The organism is Paenibacillus graminis (assembly GCF_000758705.1).
GTDB classification, from domain to species: domain Bacteria; phylum Bacillota; class Bacilli; order Paenibacillales; family Paenibacillaceae; genus Paenibacillus_AQ; species Paenibacillus_AQ graminis.
On sequence record NZ_CP009287.1, the window covers coordinates 2,583,858 to 2,607,431 of the forward strand.

Annotated in this window: 26 protein-coding genes and 3 tRNA genes; 17 read left to right on the forward strand and 12 right to left on the reverse strand. The window is 48.1% G+C overall.

Features of this window, described 5'->3' with window-relative positions; translation table 11 throughout:
- Positions 1-8: 8 nt before the first annotated feature.
- From mutM to PGRAT_RS10405, 4 genes are all read left to right on the forward strand, one after another.
- Positions 9-851, forward strand: coding sequence for a DNA-formamidopyrimidine glycosylase (gene mutM / locus PGRAT_RS10390; protein ID WP_025703503.1), 843 nt, complete (start codon positions 9-11; stop codon positions 849-851).
- 190 nt (positions 852-1,041) lie between these two features.
- Positions 1,042-1,797: a manganese efflux pump gene (locus PGRAT_RS10395; protein WP_025703502.1), complete on the forward strand. Its 756-nt coding sequence runs from the start codon at positions 1,042-1,044 to the stop codon at positions 1,795-1,797.
- Between the two features lie 9 nt (positions 1,798-1,806).
- Positions 1,807-2,403 (forward strand): dephospho-CoA kinase, encoded by a 597-nt coding sequence (gene coaE / locus PGRAT_RS10400; RefSeq protein ID WP_025703501.1) that lies wholly within the window; start codon positions 1,807-1,809, stop codon positions 2,401-2,403.
- Entirely contained in the window at positions 2,400-2,963 is a 564-nt protein-coding gene (locus PGRAT_RS10405; protein WP_025703500.1) for a lytic transglycosylase domain-containing protein, read from the forward strand. Before coaE ends, PGRAT_RS10405 begins: the two co-directional genes overlap by 4 nt.
- A gap of 86 nt (positions 2,964-3,049) precedes the next feature.
- Here the strand turns inward: PGRAT_RS10405 and PGRAT_RS10410 are convergent, their stop codons facing one another.
- Positions 3,050-3,268: an alpha/beta-type small acid-soluble spore protein gene (locus tag PGRAT_RS10410; protein ID WP_025703499.1), complete on the reverse strand. Its 219-nt coding sequence runs from the start codon at positions 3,266-3,268 to the stop codon at positions 3,050-3,052.
- A 163-nt stretch (positions 3,269-3,431) separates the two neighbouring features.
- Here PGRAT_RS10410 and nrdR point away from each other — a divergent pair, with 163 nt between their 5' ends.
- From nrdR to PGRAT_RS10425, 3 genes are all read left to right on the forward strand, one after another.
- Positions 3,432-3,908 (forward strand): transcriptional regulator NrdR, encoded by a 477-nt coding sequence (nrdR, locus tag PGRAT_RS10415; RefSeq protein ID WP_025703498.1) that lies wholly within the window; start codon positions 3,432-3,434, stop codon positions 3,906-3,908.
- Between the two features lie 281 nt (positions 3,909-4,189).
- Positions 4,190-4,265, forward strand: a tRNA-Ala gene (locus PGRAT_RS10420).
- Positions 4,266-4,277: 12 nt separating this feature from the next.
- Positions 4,278-4,350, forward strand: a tRNA-Lys gene (locus PGRAT_RS10425).
- A 376-nt stretch (positions 4,351-4,726) separates the two neighbouring features.
- Here the strand turns inward: PGRAT_RS10425 and PGRAT_RS10430 are convergent.
- Positions 4,727-5,122 (reverse strand): MerR family transcriptional regulator, encoded by a 396-nt coding sequence (locus tag PGRAT_RS10430; protein ID WP_025703497.1) that lies wholly within the window; start codon positions 5,120-5,122, stop codon positions 4,727-4,729.
- A gap of 90 nt (positions 5,123-5,212) precedes the next feature.
- On the opposite strand from PGRAT_RS10430, the gene PGRAT_RS10435 reads away from it, so the two are divergent.
- A complete protein-coding gene (locus PGRAT_RS10435) occupies positions 5,213-6,046 on the forward strand; it encodes an oxidoreductase (RefSeq protein WP_036703000.1) in 834 nt (277 codons plus the stop codon).
- A 225-nt stretch (positions 6,047-6,271) separates the two neighbouring features.
- A complete protein-coding gene (locus PGRAT_RS10440) occupies positions 6,272-7,060 on the forward strand; it encodes an SDR family oxidoreductase (protein ID WP_025703496.1) in 789 nt (262 codons plus the stop codon).
- A 98-nt stretch (positions 7,061-7,158) separates the two neighbouring features.
- Here PGRAT_RS10440 and PGRAT_RS10445 read toward each other — a convergent pair whose 3' ends face one another.
- Both PGRAT_RS10445 and PGRAT_RS10450 read right to left on the reverse strand, forming a co-directional pair.
- Positions 7,159-8,472, reverse strand: a complete 1,314-nt coding sequence (locus tag PGRAT_RS10445) for a TerD family protein (protein WP_025703495.1) — start codon at positions 8,470-8,472, stop codon at positions 7,159-7,161.
- 55 nt (positions 8,473-8,527) lie between these two features.
- A complete protein-coding gene (locus PGRAT_RS10450; RefSeq protein WP_025703494.1) occupies positions 8,528-9,088 on the reverse strand; it encodes a hypothetical protein in 561 nt (186 codons plus the stop codon).
- A 291-nt stretch (positions 9,089-9,379) separates the two neighbouring features.
- Here PGRAT_RS10450 and PGRAT_RS10455 point away from each other — a divergent pair, with 291 nt between their 5' ends.
- Positions 9,380-9,769 carry an IS1096 element passenger TnpR family protein gene (locus PGRAT_RS10455; protein WP_081758558.1) on the forward strand — a complete coding sequence of 130 codons (390 nt, stop codon included), beginning with the start codon at positions 9,380-9,382 and terminating at the stop codon, positions 9,767-9,769.
- 140 nt (positions 9,770-9,909) lie between these two features.
- On the opposite strand, the gene PGRAT_RS10460 is transcribed toward PGRAT_RS10455, so the two are convergent.
- From PGRAT_RS10460 to PGRAT_RS10475, 4 genes are read right to left on the reverse strand one after another with little or no spacing between them, the layout of a single operon-like run.
- Entirely contained in the window at positions 9,910-10,914 is a 1,005-nt protein-coding gene (locus PGRAT_RS10460) for an ABC transporter ATP-binding protein (protein ID WP_036702997.1), read from the reverse strand.
- Positions 10,911-11,693, reverse strand: coding sequence for an ABC transporter permease (locus PGRAT_RS10465; RefSeq protein WP_025703491.1), 783 nt, complete (start codon positions 11,691-11,693; stop codon positions 10,911-10,913). Before PGRAT_RS10465 ends, PGRAT_RS10460 begins: the two co-directional genes overlap by 4 nt.
- Positions 11,694-11,721: 28 nt before the next feature.
- Positions 11,722-12,540 carry an ABC transporter permease gene (locus tag PGRAT_RS10470; protein ID WP_025703490.1) on the reverse strand — a complete coding sequence of 273 codons (819 nt, stop codon included), beginning with the start codon at positions 12,538-12,540 and terminating at the stop codon, positions 11,722-11,724.
- A complete protein-coding gene (locus PGRAT_RS10475; protein ID WP_025703489.1) occupies positions 12,540-13,733 on the reverse strand; it encodes a serine hydrolase domain-containing protein in 1,194 nt (397 codons plus the stop codon). The genes PGRAT_RS10470 and PGRAT_RS10475 overlap by 1 nt, the downstream gene beginning before the upstream one ends.
- Before the next feature lie 299 nt (positions 13,734-14,032).
- Between PGRAT_RS10475 and PGRAT_RS10480 the strand changes: the two genes are divergently transcribed.
- From PGRAT_RS10480 to PGRAT_RS10490, 3 genes are all read left to right on the forward strand, one after another.
- A complete protein-coding gene (locus PGRAT_RS10480; RefSeq protein ID WP_036702992.1) occupies positions 14,033-15,340 on the forward strand; it encodes an APC family permease in 1,308 nt (435 codons plus the stop codon).
- 99 nt (positions 15,341-15,439) lie between these two features.
- Positions 15,440-16,018, forward strand: a complete 579-nt coding sequence (locus PGRAT_RS10485) for a TetR/AcrR family transcriptional regulator (protein WP_025703487.1) — start codon at positions 15,440-15,442, stop codon at positions 16,016-16,018.
- Between the two features lie 146 nt (positions 16,019-16,164).
- Positions 16,165-16,686, forward strand: a complete 522-nt coding sequence (locus PGRAT_RS10490; protein WP_025703486.1) for a flavodoxin family protein — start codon at positions 16,165-16,167, stop codon at positions 16,684-16,686.
- 35 nt (positions 16,687-16,721) lie between these two features.
- On the opposite strand, the gene PGRAT_RS10495 is transcribed toward PGRAT_RS10490, so the two are convergent.
- Entirely contained in the window at positions 16,722-17,087 is a 366-nt protein-coding gene (locus PGRAT_RS10495; protein ID WP_051424677.1) for a VOC family protein, read from the reverse strand.
- Between the two features lie 100 nt (positions 17,088-17,187).
- Here PGRAT_RS10495 and PGRAT_RS10500 point away from each other — a divergent pair, with 100 nt between their 5' ends.
- Positions 17,188-18,057, forward strand: a complete 870-nt coding sequence (locus PGRAT_RS10500; protein WP_025703484.1) for a LysR family transcriptional regulator — start codon at positions 17,188-17,190, stop codon at positions 18,055-18,057.
- 130 nt (positions 18,058-18,187) lie between these two features.
- Positions 18,188-18,847, forward strand: a complete 660-nt coding sequence (locus PGRAT_RS10505) for a type 1 glutamine amidotransferase domain-containing protein (protein ID WP_025703483.1) — start codon at positions 18,188-18,190, stop codon at positions 18,845-18,847.
- Between the two features lie 84 nt (positions 18,848-18,931).
- On the opposite strand, the gene PGRAT_RS10510 is transcribed toward PGRAT_RS10505, so the two are convergent.
- Positions 18,932-19,819: a fructose bisphosphate aldolase gene (locus PGRAT_RS10510; protein ID WP_025703482.1), complete on the reverse strand. Its 888-nt coding sequence runs from the start codon at positions 19,817-19,819 to the stop codon at positions 18,932-18,934.
- A 134-nt stretch (positions 19,820-19,953) separates the two neighbouring features.
- On the opposite strand from PGRAT_RS10510, the gene pyk reads away from it, so the two are divergent.
- Both pyk and PGRAT_RS10520 read left to right on the forward strand, forming a co-directional pair.
- A complete protein-coding gene (gene pyk, locus PGRAT_RS10515) occupies positions 19,954-21,063 on the forward strand; it encodes a pyruvate kinase (RefSeq protein WP_025703481.1) in 1,110 nt (369 codons plus the stop codon).
- A gap of 209 nt (positions 21,064-21,272) precedes the next feature.
- A tRNA-Lys gene (locus PGRAT_RS10520) sits at positions 21,273-21,345 on the forward strand.
- Positions 21,346-21,504: 159 nt separating this feature from the next.
- On the opposite strand, the gene PGRAT_RS10525 is transcribed toward PGRAT_RS10520, so the two are convergent.
- Both PGRAT_RS10525 and PGRAT_RS10530 read right to left on the reverse strand, forming a co-directional pair.
- Entirely contained in the window at positions 21,505-22,272 is a 768-nt protein-coding gene (locus tag PGRAT_RS10525) for an ABC transporter ATP-binding protein (protein WP_025703480.1), read from the reverse strand.
- Complete coding sequence (locus PGRAT_RS10530; protein WP_025703479.1) at positions 22,272-23,378, reverse strand: FecCD family ABC transporter permease; 1,107 nt, start codon at positions 23,376-23,378, stop codon at positions 22,272-22,274. The genes PGRAT_RS10525 and PGRAT_RS10530 overlap by 1 nt, the downstream gene beginning before the upstream one ends.
- Positions 23,379-23,574 lie beyond the last annotated feature (196 nt).

Genomic DNA, 23,574 nt, shown 5'->3' on the forward strand with positions numbered 1-23,574 from the left:
GAGCCATAATGCCGGAATTACCGGAAGTAGAAACGGTCAAAAGAACACTAAATGCCTTGATTACAGGCAAGCAGATACAGAACGTCACCGTCCGGCTGCCGCGGATCATTCAGCGCCCGGATGATATTCAGGCTTTTGCCAACATGCTGGCAGGCCATACAGTAGTGCAAGTGGAACGAAGAGGGAAGTTTTTACGGTTTGTGCTGGATGGTCTGGTGATGGTGTCCCATCTGCGGATGGAAGGCCGGTACGGCCTTTATCAGGGGGAGGAGCCGCTGGACAAGCATACCCATGTGATTTTCCATTTTACTGACGGCACGGAGCTGCGGTACACGGATGTGCGCCAGTTCGGCACCATGCATCTGTTCCAGCCGGGAGAGGATCTGTTGCTTCCGCCGCTGAAGAAGCTGGGGGAGGAGCCGCTGGCACCTTCTTTTACACCGGAACGGTTCAAGGCAATTGTCTCGGGAAAAAGCACCAAAATCAAACCGCTGCTGCTCAACCAGGAATATGTCGTCGGCATCGGCAATATCTATGTAGATGAGGCGCTGCACCGTGCCCGCATTCATCCGGAAACAGGCGCCAAAGCGCTTACCGACAGTCAGCTGGATCTGCTGCATCATGCAATTGTCGCAACCTTGACAGAGGCTGTAAATGCAGGAGGCTCCTCCGTCAAATCGTATGTCAACGGCCAGGGAGAGAGCGGAAGCTACCAGCATCAGCTGCTTATTTACGGACGCAAGGATCAGCCTTGTGCCAGCTGTGGAACACTGATCGAGAAGAGCGTGGTGGGAGGCAGAGGCACGCATTATTGTCCAAGATGCCAGCCGCAAGCCAAAGCCGAAAAGTAAGCGTTGCATCGTAAGATTTGGCACTGCCGGACTGCCGGAATTAGGTTAAGGTTGTCCATGCAGCTATAAAAGTCAGGCACTCACTGCCCGTCCCGCCCATATACTGTGTGAAGAATGCTGATTAGAGCGAACGGAGCCTTGCCCGGAGTCATCCCGGCGGGCTGCCGGTTCTTCACGGGAGGGATTGCGGGTGCTCAGCCCATTTTTTTCACTGCTGCTGCTAGCGTTTGCCCTGAGTTTGGACGGTTTTGGTGTTGGTATTACATATGGGCTGCGAAAAATGAAAATTCCGCTGCTCTCGATCCTGATTATCTCGCTATGCTCGGGAATCGTCATTGGGGTCTCGATGCAGGTCGGTGTGCTGCTGGCCAAGGTGGTTTCTCCGCATGCCGCTTCCAGTATTGGAGCGGTTATTCTCGTCTTGATGGGCTGCTGGTCCTTATTTCAGATGCTTACGCAGAAGGAGAAAGATCATGACGGTGAAAGCCCAGAAGCACTGCACGGGCGGGCTGGCCACGACGCACGTCTGGAGACTGCTGCCAGTTTTACCAAGATTGGTGCGGCGGCGGAAATGCCCCTGGCAGAAGAGGGGAAATCTCAAAAGTCAGCGGTCTTCTCGCTGGAGCTGAGGCATCTGGGTGTAGTCATCCAGATTCTCCGTACCCCTTCATCCGCTGATATGGACGCCTCCGGCAGCATCTCCCCGGCGGAGGCGATGGTGCTCGGGATTGCATTGTCGCTGGATGCGTTCGGCGCGGGACTTGGAGCAGCCCTGCTCGGGTTCAGTCCGGTGTCCACATCGCTGATGATTGCCCTTTTCAGCGGCACCTTTTTGCTCCTGGGAATGAAGACAGGGCTGAAGCTGTCGGGAAGCTACTGGATGAAACATGCCGCTGCACTGCCTGCGTTATTATTAATTGCAATGGGAATAATGAAGCTGTTATGAGGTGAGTACATGATTATGGGCTTAACCGGAGGCATTGCCTCCGGAAAAAGCACCGTATCCGCAATGTTTGTGGATAAGGGAGCACGGCTGGTGGATGCGGATGTCATTGCCAGAGAAGTAATGCTCCCCGGTCACCCGGTGCTGGCCGCTGCCGTTCAGCAGTTCGGAGAAGGCATCCTGCAGCCGGATGGCACACTGAACCGGGCCAGGCTTGGAGAGATCGTTTTTAATGATTCCGAAGCCCGGCAGAAGCTGAATGCTCTGACCCATCCGGCGATCCGCCGGGAAATCAAGAATCGTATGCATGCCTTGGAGCAGGAAGACCCGCAGCGTTTGATCCTTGTAGATATTCCGCTGCTGTATGAGTCTGAGCTGGACAATCTGTTTCAGAAGATCACAGTAGTCTATGTTCCCCGTGAGCTGCAGCTGGCCCGCTTGATGGAACGCAACCATCTGACGCCTGAGCAGGCTGAGGGCAGACTGCAGGCGCAGATGGATATTGAGCAGAAGCGCAGCAGGGCCAACTATGTCATTGACAACAGCCGTGATCTGGCTCATGCGAAGCAGCAGGTTGATGTGTTGTGGGACAGGCTGGGTCTGTTATGAAATGGCTGCGTAAAAAACGGGTGCTGCTCCTGCTGTTTATAGGCTTTACAGCCATTTTATTTTTAAGTACAAACTGGATGTCCTGGTTTTATCCCATTTATTATAAGAATGAAATCCGCACGCACAGCACCACCTATGAGATAGACCCGTTCCTTGTAGCGGCGATCATCCGGGTGGAGACGAACTTCAAAACCGGCCGTGAGTCCAAAAAGGGAGCTATCGGCCTGATGCAGCTGATGCCGGATACCGCCAAGTGGGCGCTTGAAAAGGCCAAGCTGCCGGATGTATCTCTGGAGAGGCTAAAAGTAGAGCCTTCGGCCAATATTGAGCTGGGCACCTGGTATCTCTCCTCCCTCTCCCGGCAGTTCAAGGGCAACCGCGTAGCAGTTATAGCGGCTTACAATGCGGGCCCGGGCAAAGTACAGCGCTGGCTGAATGAAGGGGACTGGGACGGTACTGAGGCTGCAGTGAAGAATATCCCGATTGGCGAGACTCGTCACTATGTGCAGCGTGTAATTTATTATTACGACCAATATACGGAAATCTATAATGAGTTCTAGGACATGATGGAATCCTGCATATAAAAAGAAGTATCAAACGATCCGAAGACCGTTTAATACTTCTTAGGCAAGCTTATGGGGACAGGTTATTTGAACTGACCTGCCAGTGATTGTTCAGCCAGAGTTACAAGACGTTTGGTGATGAAACCACCGATCGAACCGTTTTCGTAAGAAGTTTTATTGCCTTGGTATCCGTCTGGGGAGAGGGTAATACCGAGTTCTTGGGCAACTTCATATTTCAGTTGTTCCAAGGCTCCGCGTGCATTTGGAGCTACAAGGTTATTGGAGCTGTTGTTTTGGCTCATTGCTGTTCACCTCCTATCGGTTGGTAACAGTATTATGCGCCGGACATGCCATCTTCATAACAACAAAAAAACGGTGATTTATGGAAATTAGAATGAACCTCAGGCGCCGGATACCTGCCGGACCGGGATGCTACCTATATTGTAAAAGGAAGTGATTAAGCTTATGAAATGCCCTTACTGCGATCACACCAATACCAAAGTGCTTGACTCGCGTCCGGCCAACGAGAATAAGTCAATCCGCCGCAGGCGGGAATGTGAATCATGCAGCCGGCGGTTTACAACCTTTGAGATGATCGAAGAAACGCCGCTGATCGTGATCAAAAAAGGCGGCAGCCGAGAGGAATTCAGCCGCGACAAAATTCTGCGCGGTCTCATCCGCGCCTGTGAGAAACGTCCCGTCTCCGTAGAACGCCTGGAGGTTATCGTCTCCGAGGTTGAGAAATCTTTGCGCGGCATCGCCTTAGCTGAAGTGGAGAGCCGCCAGATCGGCGAGCTTGTCATGGAACAGCTGTACCCTGTAGATGAAGTCGCTTACGTCCGCTTCGCCTCCGTCTACCGCCAGTTCAAGGACATTAACATGTTCATGAAGGAACTGAAGGGCCTGCTGTCCAAAGGGACAGGGGAGCTGGAGGGATTGTAGATTGTAGGGGCTTAGTCATCCTGCAAGCGGTCTACGGGTCTGCAGGGGATTCCTGGAAGTAGTCTACGGATTACTTTCGGGGATTATCCAGCGGACCTGCCAGACAGATTAGAGGTGCTTTTTCCTGTCTAAAAAACTTTTTTAATAAAAGTGTTGACACAGATCGCGATATTTTATATTATATAGAAGTCGCCTACGGAACAAATGAACAACAAAGCGACATGAAAGTTACACCTGAAGTCAGTTTTTAGAATACATATTGTAGTTCTAAAACGGGTCATGGGGCCATAGCTCAGCTGGGAGAGCGCATCGCTGGCAGCGATGAGGTCAGGGGTTCGATCCCCCTTGGCTCCACCAATAACATCATATGGACTCTTAGCTCAGTTGGTAGAGCAGTAGACTCTTAATCTATTTGTCCAGGGTTCGAGCCCCTGAGAGTCCATCACAGAAAGAACGGCAGAAATGCCGTTTTTTTGCTGTTTCGGAAATTTGTTCATCAGCAGGAGTTAACGGACGACAGGGAATCTTCTCTAATGTCCAATTGAACTACAGCGTAACACCTAGAGTGCCCGTCAAAATGGGCGTACACAATGGCTATTTAATTTGGTAAAAGCAGAGCACTATTCTATAAAATGGCTCATGCACCGGCCGCATATAGTTTAGTACCAAATGATAGAGGGGTACACCGAACGTAAAAAGGACCTGAAGCAGAGCTTCAGGTTTTTTTCTTAGGATCTAGCGGCAGCTCGGCCAGATACAGAACGTTCTAAAAATGAACATAGATTAAGTTATGGTGGTAGACTTGTGTCCTTCAACTTTTATAGGTTATTAGGATTCCAAATTATATTATCTTCACCCTCATTAATAGCTTGTTTATAATAATTAACTTTTTTTCGTAGCAACATAATTTGCTGTGTGACTTCTTGAAGGTAATCTTCTGCCAATAATTGTTGATCTCTTATGATGTTATAGCGTTCTTCCACGGTATCTGATCCCTGTTCGCATAAATCGATGTATCGTTTGATATTCCCAAGTGACATACCTGTCAAGCGCAGTGCTTTGACGATTTCAACATATTCCACGTCCTTTGAGGAAAAAAGACGTACATTCTGATGATTTCTTGTGATATTTGGAAATAGCTCTTTTTTTGCATAGAACCTTACAGTATGGGGCGATAATCCTGTTGAATTTGCTACCTCATTAATTGTGTACATGATATTTTCCTTTCTCTTGACTGAGAGTAACTCTCAGGTTCTATATTTATCTTAACTTATAAATACTTGATAGAGAAAGGATAATGATTAATGGAAAAGGTATGGTTTGTTACGGGAGCTTCGACTGGACTAGGGAAAGCCCTAGTTTTAGAACTAATAGCTAAAAAGTGCAAAGTTGTAGCAACATCGCGTAATCCGCTAGACATAGAACATTACCTGCCTAGCGTACAGGATAATGACAATCTTTTGGTTTTACCATTAGACGTCACAAACAGTCAGCACATTAAAAGTGTTGTTGAAGCAGCCAAACAAAAGTTTGGCGGAATTGATGTTCTTGTTAATAACGCAGGTTTTGCCTACTTCTCACCTATTGAAAATGCTGATGATCAGCAAATTGAAAATATGTTTGCTGTAAATTTCTGGGGAGTCAAGCACATGATAGATCATGTGCTGCCAATTATGAGAGAGCAAAAAAGTGGCACTATATTAAATATATCTTCTCTAGGCGGTTTACGTGCATTTGCAGGTTTTGGATACTATCATGCAACTAAGTTTGCTTTAGAGGGTTTTTCCGAAAGTTTAAGCCAAGAAGTTGAGCCACTAGGAATTAATATTTCTTTGGTAGAACCAGGTGATTTTAATACGGATTTTGCGAGCAGATCTGCAACTGAAAATGCAAATATTATAGAAGCATATCAAGCAACGGCAGGTGAAAATATCAAAAACCTTAGAGAATTATCTGGGCAACAGCCGGGAGACCCTAATAAAGCTGCAAAGGTAATATATGATCTGATGAATCGTGGTGATGTTCCTTTGCGAATGCTTTTAGGGAGTGATGCATATCAGCGGGCAATGGAAAAGTTAACGGGAATGCAAAAATTATTTTCGACCTACCATGATATTACAGTTAGCACCGATTATTAAAAAAAGTAAAGGGGGGAGTTCCAAAAGCCATGAATGGCTGGTTGGGATACCCTCATCGTATTGACTTTCGAAAATCAAGCAGATACAATGATACCTAAGGGAAACATTGTTACCGATCACTTAACTTTCATAAGAATTGAAAATTAACTCTGAGAAATGGTAACGGTGAGGGGCCTTCATCGCGTACTTTTAACAAAATAAGGTTGGAATCTGGGAGGGTACAAAATGGTTCTGGATGATTTGGAGCTATCTTGGCATGGGAAGGAGAGTCTGACCGGCAAGGTGGCCTTGGTGACAGGCGCTAGCAGCGGAATCGGGGCATCGATCGCCAGGAAACTGGTAAAGCGCGGCGCCCATGTGACTGTAGTGGCACGGCGGCGGGACCGATTGGATGAGCTGGTTCAGGAATTGCATAAAGAGGGATTGTACGAGGTTATAGCGGTACCTGCTGATATTCAAAAGGCTGAAGAAGTGCAGCATGTGGTCAATGAAACGATTCGTCGCTGGGGCCGTCTTGATATTATAGTTGCCAATGCCGGATTCGGGTACCGAAGTCCTTTGGTAGAAGTGGATCTGGACAGATGGGAGGAGCTGTACAGGACGAATGTACACGGTCTAGTGTTGACGCTGCGCTACGGGCTTCCGCCAATGCTGGGTCAGGGCAAGGGAGATGTCATCATCATTTCCTCCATTGCCGGCAAGGAAGTGATTGCCGGTGGAGGTCCATACAGCGCTACCAAATACGGCGTTAACGCCATAGCGTCTGCATTACGTTTGGAGACAATCGATCAGGGGATTCGCGTTACGACGATTCAGCCCGGGGCGGTGGCAACGGAATTTTCTCAGGTGGCCGGGTATTCCGAGGATGAAATACGCGCGTTTGCTTCGAAAGTCCTGCCGTTACATCCCGATGATGTTGCAGAGGCAGCACTCTATGCATTGGAGCAGCCGGAGCATGTCAGCATTCCGGAACTAACCATTATGCCTTCAAGGCAAGCCCAGCGGTTCAAATAAAACGGCGTTTAGATAGTAATAAAAGATCCGTCCCCGATTTGGTACGGATCTTTTGTTTTTCCTTCTGGGAAGCTCGTACTCATTCCATTTAGAGATCACTATTTGCTGCCGGCTTCCCATCTCAGATTCCAATGATAATACTGATCCAATTCCTGATGCCCGCTAAAATATTCTACGAGCCGCTCCACACTGAATGTCTCATCATTCTGATTACGGATCATGGCGATAGCACACATTCCTTTATTGTTGTTATGCTCATCCAGCCGAACCTTGATCTCCGGCCCGCCGTGCTGCTTGATGGTTACAAGGGCGTCAGCCTCCGACCAGTTCGTGATCCCCTCATAGATGAAAGCAAAGATAACAATTCTGCTAATTTCGGAAAGATAATGGCCATTAATCCGCAGATTCTCGCCAGTAGCTATAAATCCGGTGCGGTCATCCCCGTCCAGAGAGATGTAAGGCGGCCTGTTCAAGCTTCCGAAGGATTCACCGAGTGCTTGGACAGAGCCCTTAATGCCATTTTTTAATTCAAACAGACAACCAAGGTCAAGGTCGATACCTTTGCTTCCGAACCAGCCCGATGATTTTTTCTGATACCAGTTGAGGTTGATCAGTATCTCGCCCAGGGATTCCGTGCCTTTCTGGAGATTGATCCTCTCCCCGCGTTTCTTAAGCAGGATGGTATTGAGATTTAAAGGAGGGACTGGAGGTGTTGCTGGTGCTGGTGTTGAGGAGGGCAAATTGTCCGCCGCCTTAGGCCGTGACCGCAGCTCCGGGAGAACAAGTGGGGACCGCTGCGATTGAATGACTGGATTAGCAGGTAGAGCTGACGGCAGTATGCTATTGACCTTTATCCCGTAACTTTCGCATAGGGCGGCTAAGCCCCCGGCATAGCCGGAACCTACAGCGCTGAATTTCCATTCATTATGGTATCTATAGATTTCTCCGGCGACAATGGCAGTCTCAATCGAAAAAGCCTTTCCCAGCCTGTAGCGGAGAAGTTCCGTCCCATCAGCAGCGTTGGTGATCCGTAAATACACATTGTCCAATAGCGAGAAGTTTTGCAGCCGCTTTTCACCTTCATAAATCGTTAGTGCAAATGCAATCCGTTCGTAGTCTGCAGGGATTTGACGGAGCTCGACGGCGATTTGTGTGTTGTCTGTTAACCCTGTGTTGACTCTTTTATCGGACGGTAATATAGCTACGGATTGGTCCGGAGTAGAAGGGTTGCCATAAAAAATAAGATCCTCATCTTTAGCGACAATCTGGGCCGGCGTAAGCAAAAAAACAGAAAAATCAACCTCAACCTCAGGTCTAGTATTTTGCCAACCCATTCCTACTATAATACGGGTAAGGAGTGGATCGTCTTTTGTTAAGTTGCATTTTTGTCCTTTTATTAGCTCAAATGTCATTAGAACCAGCCTTTCAAAAGATTGTAGAGCCAGGACCCATACATGGAGGAGATTATCATCTGCCACGTCTCCCGGCGTCGAGATTCGGACCGTTTAGGCTGGATAGCATGTCCAAGGACTGCTCGTAAATACGGACAATATCCTGTACCTTCTGGAACTCCGGATCCGAGGGACCCAGATTGTCCATGAACATGCGCTGGAGGATTTCCTTATAAAAGGAGATGCGGTTTCCCACAAGACTACATTCGTAATCTATGACCTCTTCAACCGAATGCTGCTGAACAAATTCCATCAGGTCATCAGCCGGGTTATCGCGATACTCCCGCTCATTGCGTGCTGCAATCGGCGTGTTCACATTTTCGAGGTTAACGGTGGAACGTATATCGGAAAAGAGAATACCTTCTTTCGCCAGCATGACTTGAAAAGGCTTGTGTTTGAACAACTCTTGTACGACAAGAGCGCACATCGTCTGATTCCTCAGCAGGATGCCGTCAAAGGGGTGAAGAACCCATCCTCTGTCGTCCCGGTACAGGCTGAACGTGAAGTACTCACCTCCATACTCATATTTCAGATTGATAGCAGTCTCTGAAGTAAGCTCATATTGAAATGCATCCATTCAAATTTGCGCCTCCTGCTTCTTCTTTTGTGTTTATATTAGCATAGCAGAATATGGGGAATCTTGGGAGAGATGATTTTCTGAAGTTGATTATTTACAACGGATTTATTAATTTAGTAATGTATAAAGCATCCGTACTTTGTCTGAACTTCGGAACATTATGCAGTATCTGCTAGGAGAAAGTCAGATTAAATGAGGTGGAACGATAATGAATAATCAAGCCCAATCTTTCAAAGTAACCTTAAGCGATTGGAACGGAGCGGTTCGTGGACGGCCTTTTCGTAAAATGCAATTGCTGCCGATGCTTCCCTGTATGATCTTGCGGCAGTTACCATTGAATCCTTTGATTTTGATCTGGATCACGCCTTTGGTTTCTATGATAATATCAAAAACTGGACACGCTCTGAAAAAGGCTATGAGTTGTTTGCTGATATCGGTGAGAAGATGGAGTTTCCCGGTGTGAAAAGGGCGAAAATCAGTAAAGTTTTCCATACTTCAAAACAAAAGCTGCTGCTCTTATTCGATTATGGCGATGAATGGCATTTTATTGTTCAGTATCTGGGAGTTACAGAAGTGAAACCGGGTCAGAAATTACCCCTAATTATGGAGAGTAGCGGAGTTGTGCCTAATCAATATGGCGGGTTTGAAGAAGAGGAAGAATATGAGGATGAAGATTCCTAGAAAAGAGTTCGTACACCTGATAAGGTTGAGTAGGACACTCGGTTCTAATTCTAATGGACTGAAATAGACCGCATCCTTAGGACTGGCGCGGTCTATTACTTTTTGATATCCTTTCCTGAGCAACAGGACGAATCATATTGTTATCCGGACACACCTCCTGCATTCTCATAAATATTCATAACCACCTGCTGGATCGGCAACTCCTTGACCGAAATGTCAGAGAAGCGGTGCTTCCGGGAGATACCTTCGATGAAATCGCTGATTGAAATATGGGCCGTATCCACTTCAAGCGTAATCTGAAAGTCGGATACCCTATCGATTACCTTAGTATAGGCATTGTCGAAGACGGTGCCCTGCACAGACTCTGCAAAAGTAAAATTGACCCGTTTCTTCTCCCCCAAAAAAAGTTTCAATTGCTGAAGGGAATCATCAAAAACCTTGTCCCCATGGTTAATGACAATGACCCGGTGGGCAAGCTCCTCCACATCCTCAAGATCATGGGTGGTCAGAATACACGTCATATTCTGCTTTTTATTCATCTGATGGATGAATTCGCGGATTTTGACCTTGGCGATCACATCAAGCCCGATGGTCGGCTCATCCAGGAACAAAATATCCGGCCGATGCAGCATAGCCATGACGAACTCGCATTTCATGCGTTCACCAAGGGACAGGACTCGTGTCGGCTTTTCGATCACATGCGCAATATCCAGCAGCTCTGTCAGCTCTTCCAGACGGCTTTTGAAATCCGGGTTGGCGATGCCGTAGATTGCCTTGTTCATATGGAAGCTGTCGATCGGCGGAATATCCCAGATCAGTTGGGATTTCTGACCGAATACAGCTCCGATTTTGCCGACATAGCGTTTTCTGTCCCGGGCAGGTGAATAACCAAGAACTTGAATTTCACCGCTTGTCGGATACAACGCGCCGCAAAGCATTTTGATCGCCGTCGATTTCCCTGCACCATTGGGACCCAGCATGCCGCAGATCTCCCCCTGCCCAATGGCAAAGCTGATATCGTTGACTGCGTGGACTACGACCTCTTCGCGCTGGAAGAAGCTCTTCAAGGTCTGCCCCATGCCTGCACCGCGCTTATAGGTTTTATATGTTTTGGTCAAATGCTGTACATCAATAACCGGCATCATCCGCCCACCCCCTCGTACAATCTGATCATGTGCCGGTAAATCCATATTCCTGCTGCCAGAAATAAAAAGCAGGGCAGAATAGCCGCGTAATCGCTGGCATGCATCCGTCCAAGAAGAGCAGATGCAGGGAGGAAGCCCACCATTCCCACAGGAATGATCAATGTCGCCACAGCCTGTACAGCTTTTGGAAATACGGGCAGCGGATATTTTCCGATGTGAAGCACACTGTCAGCAAGCTCGGAAATTCTCGAATTGCCTACCCATTTGAAGGAAATAGCAGCCATCATCAGCGATAATCCTGCCAGGACTGCAGTCCCTGCAATAAACATCCCGGCAAATTGCAGCCAGAACAAGACCGGAATAGGGCCTACATGCATAGCGGAGAATATGAATAGGGAAACACCGCCCAGAAACAGCCCCACACTATCGATTGAAAATGTAGTGGCAATAATAAAAAACAGCGGATTCAGCGGTTTAAGAAGAATGACCTCGAAGCTTCCCTCACGGACATGCGACATTGTGGTCCATAGAACGCCGCCGAATATAAGACTAGTAAGCCCGCTGGACATGGTGAATACAGACTGGATCAACAACACCTCGAATAAGCTCCATCCGGGAAAGCTGGAGCCTGCCCGGTATATAAGCAGGGTCACCAACGGAAACAGAATGTTGCCGGCCAGCGTGATCAGACTGCTGACGATGAAGTTCATGCGATAGGCCGCAGCCGACTGCAAGGCGGAATACATGCACTGCTTATAAATATCCATATACCGTTTCATGTAAAGAACTGTCCTTTCATAGGGTCATTCACGCGCCGACAGCAGTAAACTGCTTCATGGCCAGACGGCGAACGAGCTCGCTAAAACCAAATGTTATCAACACCGCCATCGCCTGTATGCCTACAGCTTGCTGAGTGGAGAGCTCAAGGCCTCCAAGCGAATAATGGCCGGTGAAAACCATTGCAGGCATATAGGCTATGTACTGAAACGGCAGGAAGAACTGGACCACCTGAAGCCAATTCGGGAAAAAACCAAGCGGAATGAGCGCCCCTGAAAAAATACCCGATACCAGCATAAACGCGCTTCGTATTCCATTCGACTGGATAATCCAAAATGAAGCCAGGCCAATCGTATAGTTCACATAAAAATTCATCAAAAAGGCAAGCAGTACCGACAGAAAGGTCCATGGAAGGCTTGCCGGCCGCATATCGACTCCAAAAATAAAAATAAAGATTAAAAGGCAGGGCAAAAATTCAAACAGGAAGCCCAAAGAACGATGTCCGATTTTTTGAAATAATGCGAACGAACGGTGATGAATCGGGCGCAGATGAAAGGTGAGAAATTTACCGGTACGTACAAGCATCGATAAGTTCCAGTCGGCAAAATCCATGATCAAATAGCCGATAAGCGCAGTAGCACCGAAGTAGCGGATCATCTGGGGGAGATCCATGCCTCCAAGTGAAGATTGACCGCCATATACCGCTGTCCAGATGAAATATTGCACCATGAAATATACAGGGCCGACGATAACGGACACCAGGGAATGAGTACGGTAGGCACTCCACTCTTTGTAGGTCACCTCCGCTACCGTCCGGCAAATAAGCCAGTTGTGTTTCAACCTGTTCATTAGTTCAGTCCTGACCAGATGATGTTGGTCACATTAAACAATGCCTCTGCGTACCAATTATCCTCGGTGAAAGGCACAAACCATACGGCGGCGAGCTGCTCAGTAGGATCGATGGCCATGCAGCAGGCTCCCGCGCCTTCATGAAAATAGCTGGTCGGAGAATAGAGGAAGGCAGGGCCTCTTCTCATATCCAGTCCAATGCCATAGCTCCGGTCTTTGACATCGTTACCCCAGCAGTAATCTGGTACTCCGTATAGGGTGCGGGTTGTGATTTTCTCGACAGCCTTGCGGCCGATAATACGGGTATCGCCCAGTGTCCCCATGCCCAGCAGCATGTTGGCGAACCGGATAAGATCAGCTGGTGTAGAGGCCAGACCTCCACCGGTACTGGAGACTGTATCCCACAGCTTCTCCAACTGCGAAAATTCCGGCTGATTACCATTGATTAGATCGTTCAGCCGTTTCTCATGTCTCTCGTTTCTTATAATGGCGCGCCCCGCCAGTTCCGGAGTAAGTTCCCAAACGGTGTCCTTCATGCCAAGAGGCTTCAGAATTTGCTCTTCTATGTACTGTTCAGCGGTAACGCCGGTCACCTTCTTGATGATTTCTCCGAGGATGCAGAATCCGAATGAGCAGTATTGCCATTCCTCGCCCAATTTTTTGCTGACCCCGCCGCTCAGCGCGGCTGTGATCCAGTCCGGCTCCCCATCCCCGGGGTTATACTTTTCGAAATACTCCCCGATTAATTGCCAATAAGACTTATGATAGGGGATCAGGCTGCCCGCACAGTCGGGGAACAGGCCGGAGGTATGGGTCAGAAGACTGTAGATATCGATTTTATTGAACGGGGCCACGTTAAACGGCTCCAATATGGCGCCTACCGGGATGTCAAACCGGAGAATACCGTCCTCAACAAGCTTGGCGACCGCTACTGAGGTAACGGCTTTGGTAATAGAAGCGATATTATGAACGGTTGTCGGCAAAAGCGGATCTGCCCTGTCATCCCGGAACGAAAGCGGTCCGATAGCACCGTGCATGAATGTCTTTCCATACCTGGAGACACAGTAAGATGCGGCCTGGATCTTTTTTTGATCGATCAGGGTCTGGAAATGGGCATTCAAAACCTCGATTCTTGAAGTGTCATAACCCACCTCTGCCGGTGGACAGTCGGTAACTCCTGGTGTATGCAGCATAAGATATAGGCCTCCTTATAATATTTACGCCATGCATGGGTAACTACTCTATTAAAGCGCTCTCAATAAGTATATTTCCAAACAATGGATGACACAACAGAGAGTTTTTTTATAATCAAACTTGCCCGGGAGATGCGGCGTGTAAGAAGCAGGATGAAGAAAGATACTAAGGCAGAAGCCCTGTGGCAAACTAGAGATGCGGAAATGAAATTGTTCGCTTTCAAGTTCACGGCTTCATGGTAATATCAGCAGATGGAATATGAAATAATGTCATGACCGAAAGGAAAATAAAATTCACTATGAATACTGAGAAGTCGTTAAAAAAAACGGTAACATTCTTTGAAGCTTTGGCCATTGTTGTAGGAATGATCATCGGTTCCGGGATTTTTCTGAAGCCCGGTATTGTGCTGAATAATGCAGGTACACCCTGGATGAGTATTTTGGCCTGGGGGATTGGAGGAATCATTACCCTGGCTTCAGCCCTGAGCGTAGCAGAAATTGCAGCCGCAATTCCTAAGTCGGGGGGCCTGTACACTTATTTGAGCGAGTTATACGGCGGGGTATTCGGCTATCTGCTGGGTTGGGTACAGGCGGTAATCTCCTATCCGGCTTCTGTAGCGGCGCTTGCAATTGCTTTTGCCACCTATTCCGGCTACTTTTTGCCGCTGAATGGCTGGCAGCAGAAGCTGCTCGCTGTTTGTATATTAGCTTTTATACTGATAATGAACGTCATTGCCACCAAATTCGGCGGGATCATCCAGACGGTAGCGACGGTGGGCAAGCTGATTCCGGTGGTGGGTATTGTAGGCGTGGGCCTGTTCTCGAATCTGGCGCCCGGTTTTGGAGGAATTGAGGCTTCGGCGGCGGGTGCAGGTTTTGGGGTAGCTGTTCTGGGTACACTTTGGGCCTATGACGGCTGGATTAGTGTGACCAATATGGCAGGAGAAATCAAGGACCCGGCAAAGACGCTGCCCAAAGTCATTTCAATCGGGGTTATCTTTGTGATCGCCGTGTATGTGTTATTTAATATTGCAGTTTTCAAGGCGCTGCCTTACGGTCAGATCATTTCTTCCCCGACTCCGGGGGCTGATGCGGCAGAGGCATTGTTCGGCAACGGCGGCGGGGCTTTTATAACTGCAGGAATTATTGTGTCCGTGCTCGGTGCGCTGAATGGTTATCTGATGACCGCTGCGCGTGTACCTCAGGCGATGGGGGAGAACAACCAGATTCCATTTTCCCGGGTGCTCCGCAGCATCCATCCGAAGTTCCAGACCCCGGCCAATGCGCTTATCTTTCAAAGTGTGCTGGCGGTCATCTATATTTTTTCCGGCACCTTTAATACACTGACCGATCTGCTGGTGTTTGTGCTGTGGATTTTCTTTACCATGGGGGTGTTCGGGGTATTCATCCTGCGTCACAAAATGCCGCCGGAAAAGGGGCGCTACCGTGTGCCGCTCTATCCGGTTACCCCAATCATTGGGGTGGCAGGCGGAATCTATATTCTGGCCAGCACGATCATCAGTGATCCGCTGCGCTCCCTGGTCGGTATCGGCATTACGCTGGCCGGACTCCCGGTCTACTATGTGCTGTCCCGCAAAAAACGGTAGGTTCTATCTTTTTACTAAAACGATTTGGATTGACAAATTTTCATCCAGATCATATGATGTGAATGAAAAAATAATTATTCATTCACGGAGCTGCTTAATGTGGAAGATAAAAAATCACTGATTTATGATTGCGCAAAAGAACTGTTTAGCGATAAGGGGTTTAAAGATACGAATGTTTCAGACATCACCAAAAAGGCTGGAATGGCGGTAGGGACTTTTTACAACTACTATTCCTCCAAGGAAAAGCTCTTTATGGAAATTTTTCTCGCAGAAAATGCCAAGCTGAAACAAGAATGTATGCAGTCTCTTGATTTGAGCCAAAGCCCGCTGACTGTAGTTCGGCAAATGATGATGCTCAACATGGAAGGCATGACTGCAAATCCTATACTTAAAGAATGGTATAACAAAAGCGTGTTTGGGAAAATTGAGCAGCTTTTCCGGGAGGAAAACGGTACTCAGTCGGTCGACTTTCTCTATGACAGCTTTCTTGAGATTGTGAAGCAGTGGCAAGCTGAAGGTAAAATGCGGAGTGATATTGACAGCAAAATGATCATGATGGTGTTCACCGCGATTATCAACGTAGAGACTCACAAGGAAGAAATCGGGCCGGAGTATTTTCCGCAGCTTCTGGACCATATGACGGAACTGATTATGAAGGGTTTGACGGACTGCTCCTGACCGAACTAAAGGGGGCAGTTCATTTACCGAATAAAATGAATGAATTTAATATTGTTCATTCACATAATATTCATTCACACATCTTAAGGCACTGAAAATGCGCTTAAGCAGGAACAAACAGAATAAATCGTAAGAGGAGGATTCACATGGACATTGCAGTCATTTCGTATTCTTTTACCGGAAACAATCAGTTATTAGCGGGCAGCATAGCCAAGGAGCTGTCGGCAGAGCATATTCAAATCTCCGAACCGAAGACCCGCACGACGGGTACAATTGCCCTGGACATGATCTTCAGCAGGACACCGCGGGTACAGCCAGCGCCGGAAACCATAGGGGGATATGATTTGGTTCTCTTTTTTGGACCGGTTTGGATGGGGCATGTGGCCGCACCGCTCCGTGCATACTTCAAGTATCTGAAGTCACATCCGCAAAGGTACGGGTTCCTGTCCATCAGCGGTGGAGCGGACGGCACCAACCCGAAGCTGACAGGCGATCTCCACAAAAGAGCAGGTACAGAACCCGCTGTACTTATCGACCTGCATATAGCTGACCTATTGCCTGATCACCAAAAGACTGTCCGGAAAGATACCTCCGCCTACCGGTTAAATGACAGCGATATTCATAAATTGACCCATACCATGATGCAGAAATTAAGGGAAGTAATTTAGACCGTAATCTTTTGTCGAAAACGGTCTGTTTCTCCCTAGCTATGCTCCGCCAACTGTACCTCAAAGCCGTCCGGGTCCAGGATGTAAAAGAACCGCAGGTGGGGGTTCGGCGTGATCGGCCCGCGCGCTACGGGGATACCCTGGCTTTTCAGGTACTCCATGGCCTCATCCAGCGATTTCACTTCAAACCCAACGGAAACACCGCATTCCGGTTTCAGGGCCGGATCGTTTCCCTGAATAAGCTCAAGCTTGGGGTGCGTCCCTGTGTCTAACATCACAATTTGTTTTCCTCTGCTCTCAAATCTGCGCTCAATCGGAAGCCCCAGAATCCCGTGATAGAAATTAAGGGAGGTCTCCAGATCGCGTACCCTCAGCGTAATCCAGTTCAGGCTCAGTTCCATGTTTTTAAATACTCCTCTGTGATTTTTCAATTTTATCATTATATATGTATTATAGAGTATAGCGGGCAATAGTCTATTTGAACCGGAGGAGCTATAGCAAATGGTCGATTTTGAGTGGTACAGAAGCTTTTGCATCATCTATAAATACAACTCGGTGTCCGAAGCGGCAAAGGTGCGGATGATGACCCAACCGGCAATGAGCCAGCACTTAGCCTCTCTGGAAGCTGAGGTGGGTGAAGCGTTATTCATCAGAACCCCGCGAAAAATGATTCCAACGGAACGGGGGAAGCAGTTGTATTCACAGCTGGCTCCGCTTATCGAATCGCTGGAGGAGGCCACGATGAATTTTAAGACGGCTTCGTTACCTACACTCACCTTTATAAAAATAGGGACAGCACATGAATTTTATACGGAAAAGATCCTTCCTCAGCTTCATCAATCCAATAGTTCGGTCATTTCAAGTTTTGGAACTGCGGATCAACTGCTGGAGCTGCTGAAGGAAGATAAATTAGATCTCATTGTCACTTCAAAAAAGATTCCAGCCCCCGGCATTGAGTACCAGAAGGTTATGGATGAAGAATTTGTAATCGTGGCCCCTGCAGCTTATGAGCTTCCAGTTACCGATAGTCTGGAGCATACCGAGCATTGGCTCTCTGCGCAGCATTGGATCAGCTATGGGCTTGATTTACCGATCATCCGGAGAATTTGGAGAGAGCATTTCAAAAAACGTCCGCAAATCAGACCGGTCCATGTCATTCCTAATCTGCATATGATCCTAAAGGCCATCGGGGACGGTGCAGGCCTAAGTGTTATTCCTACTTATCTTTTGGAAAATTCGGGTGATAAACGGACAAAGGTTATTTTCGGGGAATTAAAAGTGAACAATGAGCTGTTCTTCGCCTATAAACTAAAAGATAAACAACTGCCCCAGATCCATGAGATGATGACAATCATACGTGAAAATGGGTAAAAAACGCAGCCAGTCTATATCCGATGTATAAAAATATTTATGGTTAACCTGCTATTTCATAATTTGTTTTATAGCATTAACGGAATTAGAATAAAGGAGGCAAAAAAATATAGTATTGGAGGCAAGTATAATGGCAAAAAAAGTGTTGATCGTCGTTACAAATCATACGGAAATTCATGAAGGCAGACCGACTGGGATCTGGCTGTCTGAGTTTGCCGAAGCCTATATGGGATTTACCAGCCAAGGGTATGAAGTTCTGGTGGCTAGTCCTCTAGGAGGAAAAGCTCCTGTCGATCCAGGCAGTGTGGATGGGCAGACACCGCAGGAAATTTTGGATGCCAAAAAATATCTGGAGAATACTGCAAAGCTTAATGAGGTATCTGCTGAAGGTTTTGATGCTATTTTCTTGCCGGGGGGTCACGGAACAATGTATGATTTGCCTGATAATCAGGCTCTTCAGAAGCTGCTGCGCGATTTCTATGAAGCGGACAAGATTGTAGCTGCCGTATGCCATGGACCTGCCGGACTGGTGGGTGCTACATTGTCTTCGGGTCAACCCCTGGTGGCCGGCAAGCGCGTAAATGCTTTTACGGATCGTGAAGAGGCGGACACGACGCTGGATAAGCATTTGCCTTTCCTGCTTGAAAGCAAGCTGCGTGATTTGGGTGCTATCTATGTGGCTGCGCCGAATTGGACTTCTCATGTTGAAGTGGACGGCAACCTGATTACAGGCCAGAATCCACAGTCGACGGTTGCTGTAACTCAAGCGGTTATCGCAAAACTGGGCTAATTCCACAATCAAGGTTCTATAACGGCCTCATCCTAAACAACAACCCCTGGCTGTTAAAAAGCACAGGGGTTGTTGTGCTTTTCCTTAGGTAATGGATGCCTTGTAAATGGCCTCAGTGGATTGTGCGAGCAACGCATTGAATTCATCGTCTGATTGCTGGTCGCTTAGCCCTTGCGATAAAGCGCGGGAGAAGCTGGCGATCAGCCCGTGGTTATGTGCGAGCTTGTCATTGGCTTCCGCTTGTGTATAACCGCCGGACAAAGCCACCACCCGTACCACATGCGGATCTTGGATTAAATCGCGGTAGAAATCATCTTCAGACGGGATAGACAGCTTCAGCATGACTTTTACGTCTGTGCCAAGAGCGGATAACAAGGCGGAGATTTCCTGTTTTAGAAGCCGTTCGGCTTGTCCTTTATCTGCCATGTGAATATCCACTTCGGGTTCGATAATCGGCACCAGGCCATAGGAGGCGATTTGCTTCGCGATGGCAAACTGCTGTTCAACCACTTGTTTGATGCCGGCAGGATTCGCTTCCTTGATTAGTGAGCGCATCTTGGTCCCAAAGATATTTTTTTGCACGGCGCGCTTCAGGAGATCATCCAATCCGGGGATAGGCTTCATGAGCTGAACCCCGTTTTCAGGCTCGGCCAGCCCTTGATCGATTTTTAAAAAAGGCACTATGCCTTTCTGCTCCCACAGATAATCTGCAGTTAATTGGCCGTCAATGGAGCGGTCCATCGTGTTCTCAAAAAGGATTGCACCCAAAATATGTCTGGAATCAAACGCCGGGCTCTTGATAATACGTGTTCTCATCTCATGCACCAGTTCAAACATCTCTTCTTCATTGGAATAGCGGTCTTCCTGAATACCGTATTGCAGCAGCGCTTTGGGAGTGCTTCCGCCGCTTTGATCCAAAGCTGCAATAAAACCCTTACCTGTGTGAATCCGTTCCAATTGTTTCGTATTCATGGATATGTCCCCTTCCCTTCCGTAAAGTGAATGACAACTGTTTCAATCATGTATAGTTTAGTTAGAAAAAACGAACAATGCAAACTAGATGAAAAAAGACAGGGAAGCCAATCAGGCAGGGAGGGTGAGTTCACATGAGTATTGATTTGATCTGCACGATAGGTCCGGCCAGTTCATCTCCTGCTGTCCTCAAGGAATTGCTGCTGGGCGGGATGACTTCCGCCCGGCTCAACATGTCACACGGGAGCCATGAGGAGCATGGGCGGGTTATTGAAGCTGTGCGGGCAGCCGCCGCCGAAACGGGACAGCCCTTGAGGATTATGGGGGACTTGCAGGGACCGAAAATCCGTCTGAAGAGCATCCAAGGGGACGCGGTTTCATTAGAAGAGGGCCGGACGTTTATCCTTGACCAGTCAGATGAACCGGGAAACCGGGACCGGGCTGCGCTCGATAATCCCGGGGTGATGGAAGATATTTCACAAGGAGCTGCTATCTTAATCAATGACGGGGAAGTCAGGCTTGAGGTGACGGAGAAGCATCCGCAAAGGATCACAACAAAGGTTATAGTCGGTGGTATGATCGGCAGCCGAAAAGGCGTTAATCTTCCGGGAACGATAATCCGCTTGCCGGCCATTACGGAAAAAGATAAACAGGATCTTCAATTCCTGCTGGAGCATCATGTGGATTGGATTGCTTGTTCTTTTATCCGCGAGGCTTCGCATCTGCAGGAAATCCGGGAGTATGTATCCCAACTAGGGAAATACAGCCAACCGGGGCTTATATCCAAGATTGAAACCGTACAAGCTGTCCGTAACTTTCCAGCCATCATGGAGGCGTCCGACGGAATCATGATTGCGCGCGGAGATCTGGGGGTGGAGCTTCCTTTTGAGCGAATCCCGTTCATTCAGAAAATGGTGCTCCGCGAGTGCAGTCTATCCAAGACCTATGTAATTACGGCTACCCAAATGCTGCAATCCATGGTGGAGCATCCGGTTCCGACACGCGCAGAGGTCACAGATGTCTCTCAGGCTGTTCTGGACGGGAGCGATGGCGTGATGCTGTCAGCGGAAAGCTCGGTCGGCCATTATCCGGTGCGAAGCACACAAGTCCTGAATACGGTCGCCAAATTTGCGGAGAACATGCGTGAGCAGGGAGAGAGCGGTATTTCACTGGAGGAGTTATGCGAGGACGACCCTTTTGATGAGCTGTTCAAGAAGGTTGCTCTCCTTAACCGGGCGGATTGATCTGCATCACATTTGGTTCCATATTGATGATCTTGGTTTTCGTCTGGCCCGGTCTCTGCGTTAATGGGATAATAAAGCAATAGGCAGTGTACCGCTCGGAAGAAATAAAAGCTTGAATTGTGGGCTCAAAAATGTTACACTCTTAAACGTGAGAAATTTACAAATCACATTGCAGCCTCTTTATTAGAATAGGACGGTACTGCATATGTGGACTCTTAGCTCAGTTGGTAGAGCAGTTGACTCTTAATCAATTGGTCCAGGGTTCGAGTCCCTGAGAGTCCATCCTGAAGAAACGGCAGAAATGCCGTTTCTTTTTTTGCGTAGAATAATAAGTCCGAAACCCAAAGAAATGCCCTTCCGGCTTCTTATTGGGAAGCGAAAGGGCGGGCAGTTGCTTTCTCGACTTTCAGTTATGCTACATTCATTATTCCGCAGCAATACTTACCGTGCCTCCAGATAAGCAATGCCAAGCGCCCCGGTTACAGGGTTGCGGTAAGTCTCGCAGGCCACATCGAATACCTGGCCGATTAATTCCTTCGTCAATATATCCTCAGGTTTCCCGCTGGCGGCCACTTGGCCTTTTTTCATCACATACAGATAATCGCAGTATTCCGCCGCAAGAGTGAGGTCATGGAGCGCAGCGAGAATGCCGATGTCAAGCTTTTTGACGATATTTAGAATTTGCAGCTGATATTTGATATCCAGATGGTTGGTGGGTTCATCCAGAATCATGAATTCCGGCTGCTGGGCCAGAACACGGGCGAGAATTACACGCTGCTTCTCTCCGCCTGACAATGAATTATAGCTGCGGTCTGCATAACCCTCCAGATTGACCTTGCGCAGAGCCGCAGAGACGATATCCGCATCCTCTTGATTGTCTGTCTCCAGCATCCCTTTATGCGGGGTTCTGCCCATCGCGACCATTTCCCGCACGGTGAAGTCGAAGCTCAGTTCGTTGAACTGGCCGACCACACCCAGCTTTTGCGCCACGAGTCGGGGACTGGATTTCATCAGATTCATTTCAGACAGGGATACTTTGCCCTGGCGCGGTTTGATAACTTTATAAATGCTCTTGAGGAGCGTAGATTTGCCGCAGCCGTTCGGACCGATGAGGCCGACGAATTGTTTGTTTCTGACCTTCAGGGAGACATCCTTTACGATATTTGCATCGGCAAAAGATACGCTTAAATGCTCAACATTCAAATTCATTAGTTTTTCCCTCCAAATGCGTAGCCTTTTTTGATCAGCATGTACATGAACATCGGGGCGCCAATCAAGGCGGTAATGATCCCGATCGGGAGCTCCACATTTGGTACAATCGTCCGGGCGATCACATCGGTCCAGATCAGGAAAATAGCACCGAACAGAACGGACGTTGGCAGCAGCCTCCGGTGATCGGAGCCAACCAGGCCTCTGACCAAATGGGGAATGATGAGCCCCACGAATCCGATCATGCCGCAGCTTGCCACCATCACCCCTGTAATCAGCGCGGTAATCATCATATAGGCTTTGCGGAATGCCCCCAGATGAATCCCCAGAGTGACTGCAGCTTCATCCCCAAGCAGCATGGCGTTCAGAACCCGGAATTGCATCAGGAAAAAGAAAATGGCGGCTAGGACAGCTACTGAGATCAGCGGCAGCTTATCCCAGCTGGCAGCAGCGAGGCTGCCCATCGTCCAGAAGGTAACGGTCTTAATGCCTTCCGCATTGTTGGCAAAGTATACAATGAAGTTGGCAAAGGCCGTACATAAAGCATTAATAACCATACCGGCCAGGACGAGTTTGACGGAGGTCATTTTGCCGCCCGCGCTGGCCAGAATCAAGACCAGAAGTGAAGCGCCGACCGCACCCGCGAAGGCCCAGAAGGCAACGCCCGTCTGGCCCAGCAGCCCCATAGAGCCGAAGCCGATCAGGATGGCGAAAGTTGCTCCAAGCGAAGCGCCGGAAGAGATACCGAGTATGTACGGATCAGCAAGAGGGTTCTGTACGGCCGCCTGCATAATCGTTCCGCACAGCGTCAGCCCGGCACCAATGAACATGGCCATGAGAACGCGGGGAAAGCGGATTTTCCAGATGATATCGACGAATGAACCGGAGGTCAGCTCCTGGATATCTCCAATTTGAATGCCCGTGATGTGGTGGAGCAGAATCCGGTACGATTGCGAAACGGGAATATCGACCTGTCCAAAGGAGACAGCCGCACCCGCTGACAGAATTGTAATCATCAGCAGGATGCCTATGACAGTCAAAAAGCCATATCGGGTATGAATGATAGATTTCTTGGGTTCGGATTGTGCTGCTAGATCAGTTTGCATGTCATTCATAAGGCTCCTTATATTAAATTAAAATGTTTAATTTAAAATATAATTCATAATGAGAATGATTGTCAATGATAATAATTCTCATTGACAGGCAGTCCAACTTTCTATATTCTACGTTTGTATCCCTTGCAGGACACCGTCTTGTCACAATTCATTCAGGATACACAAATGTACATACAGAAAAGGGGAC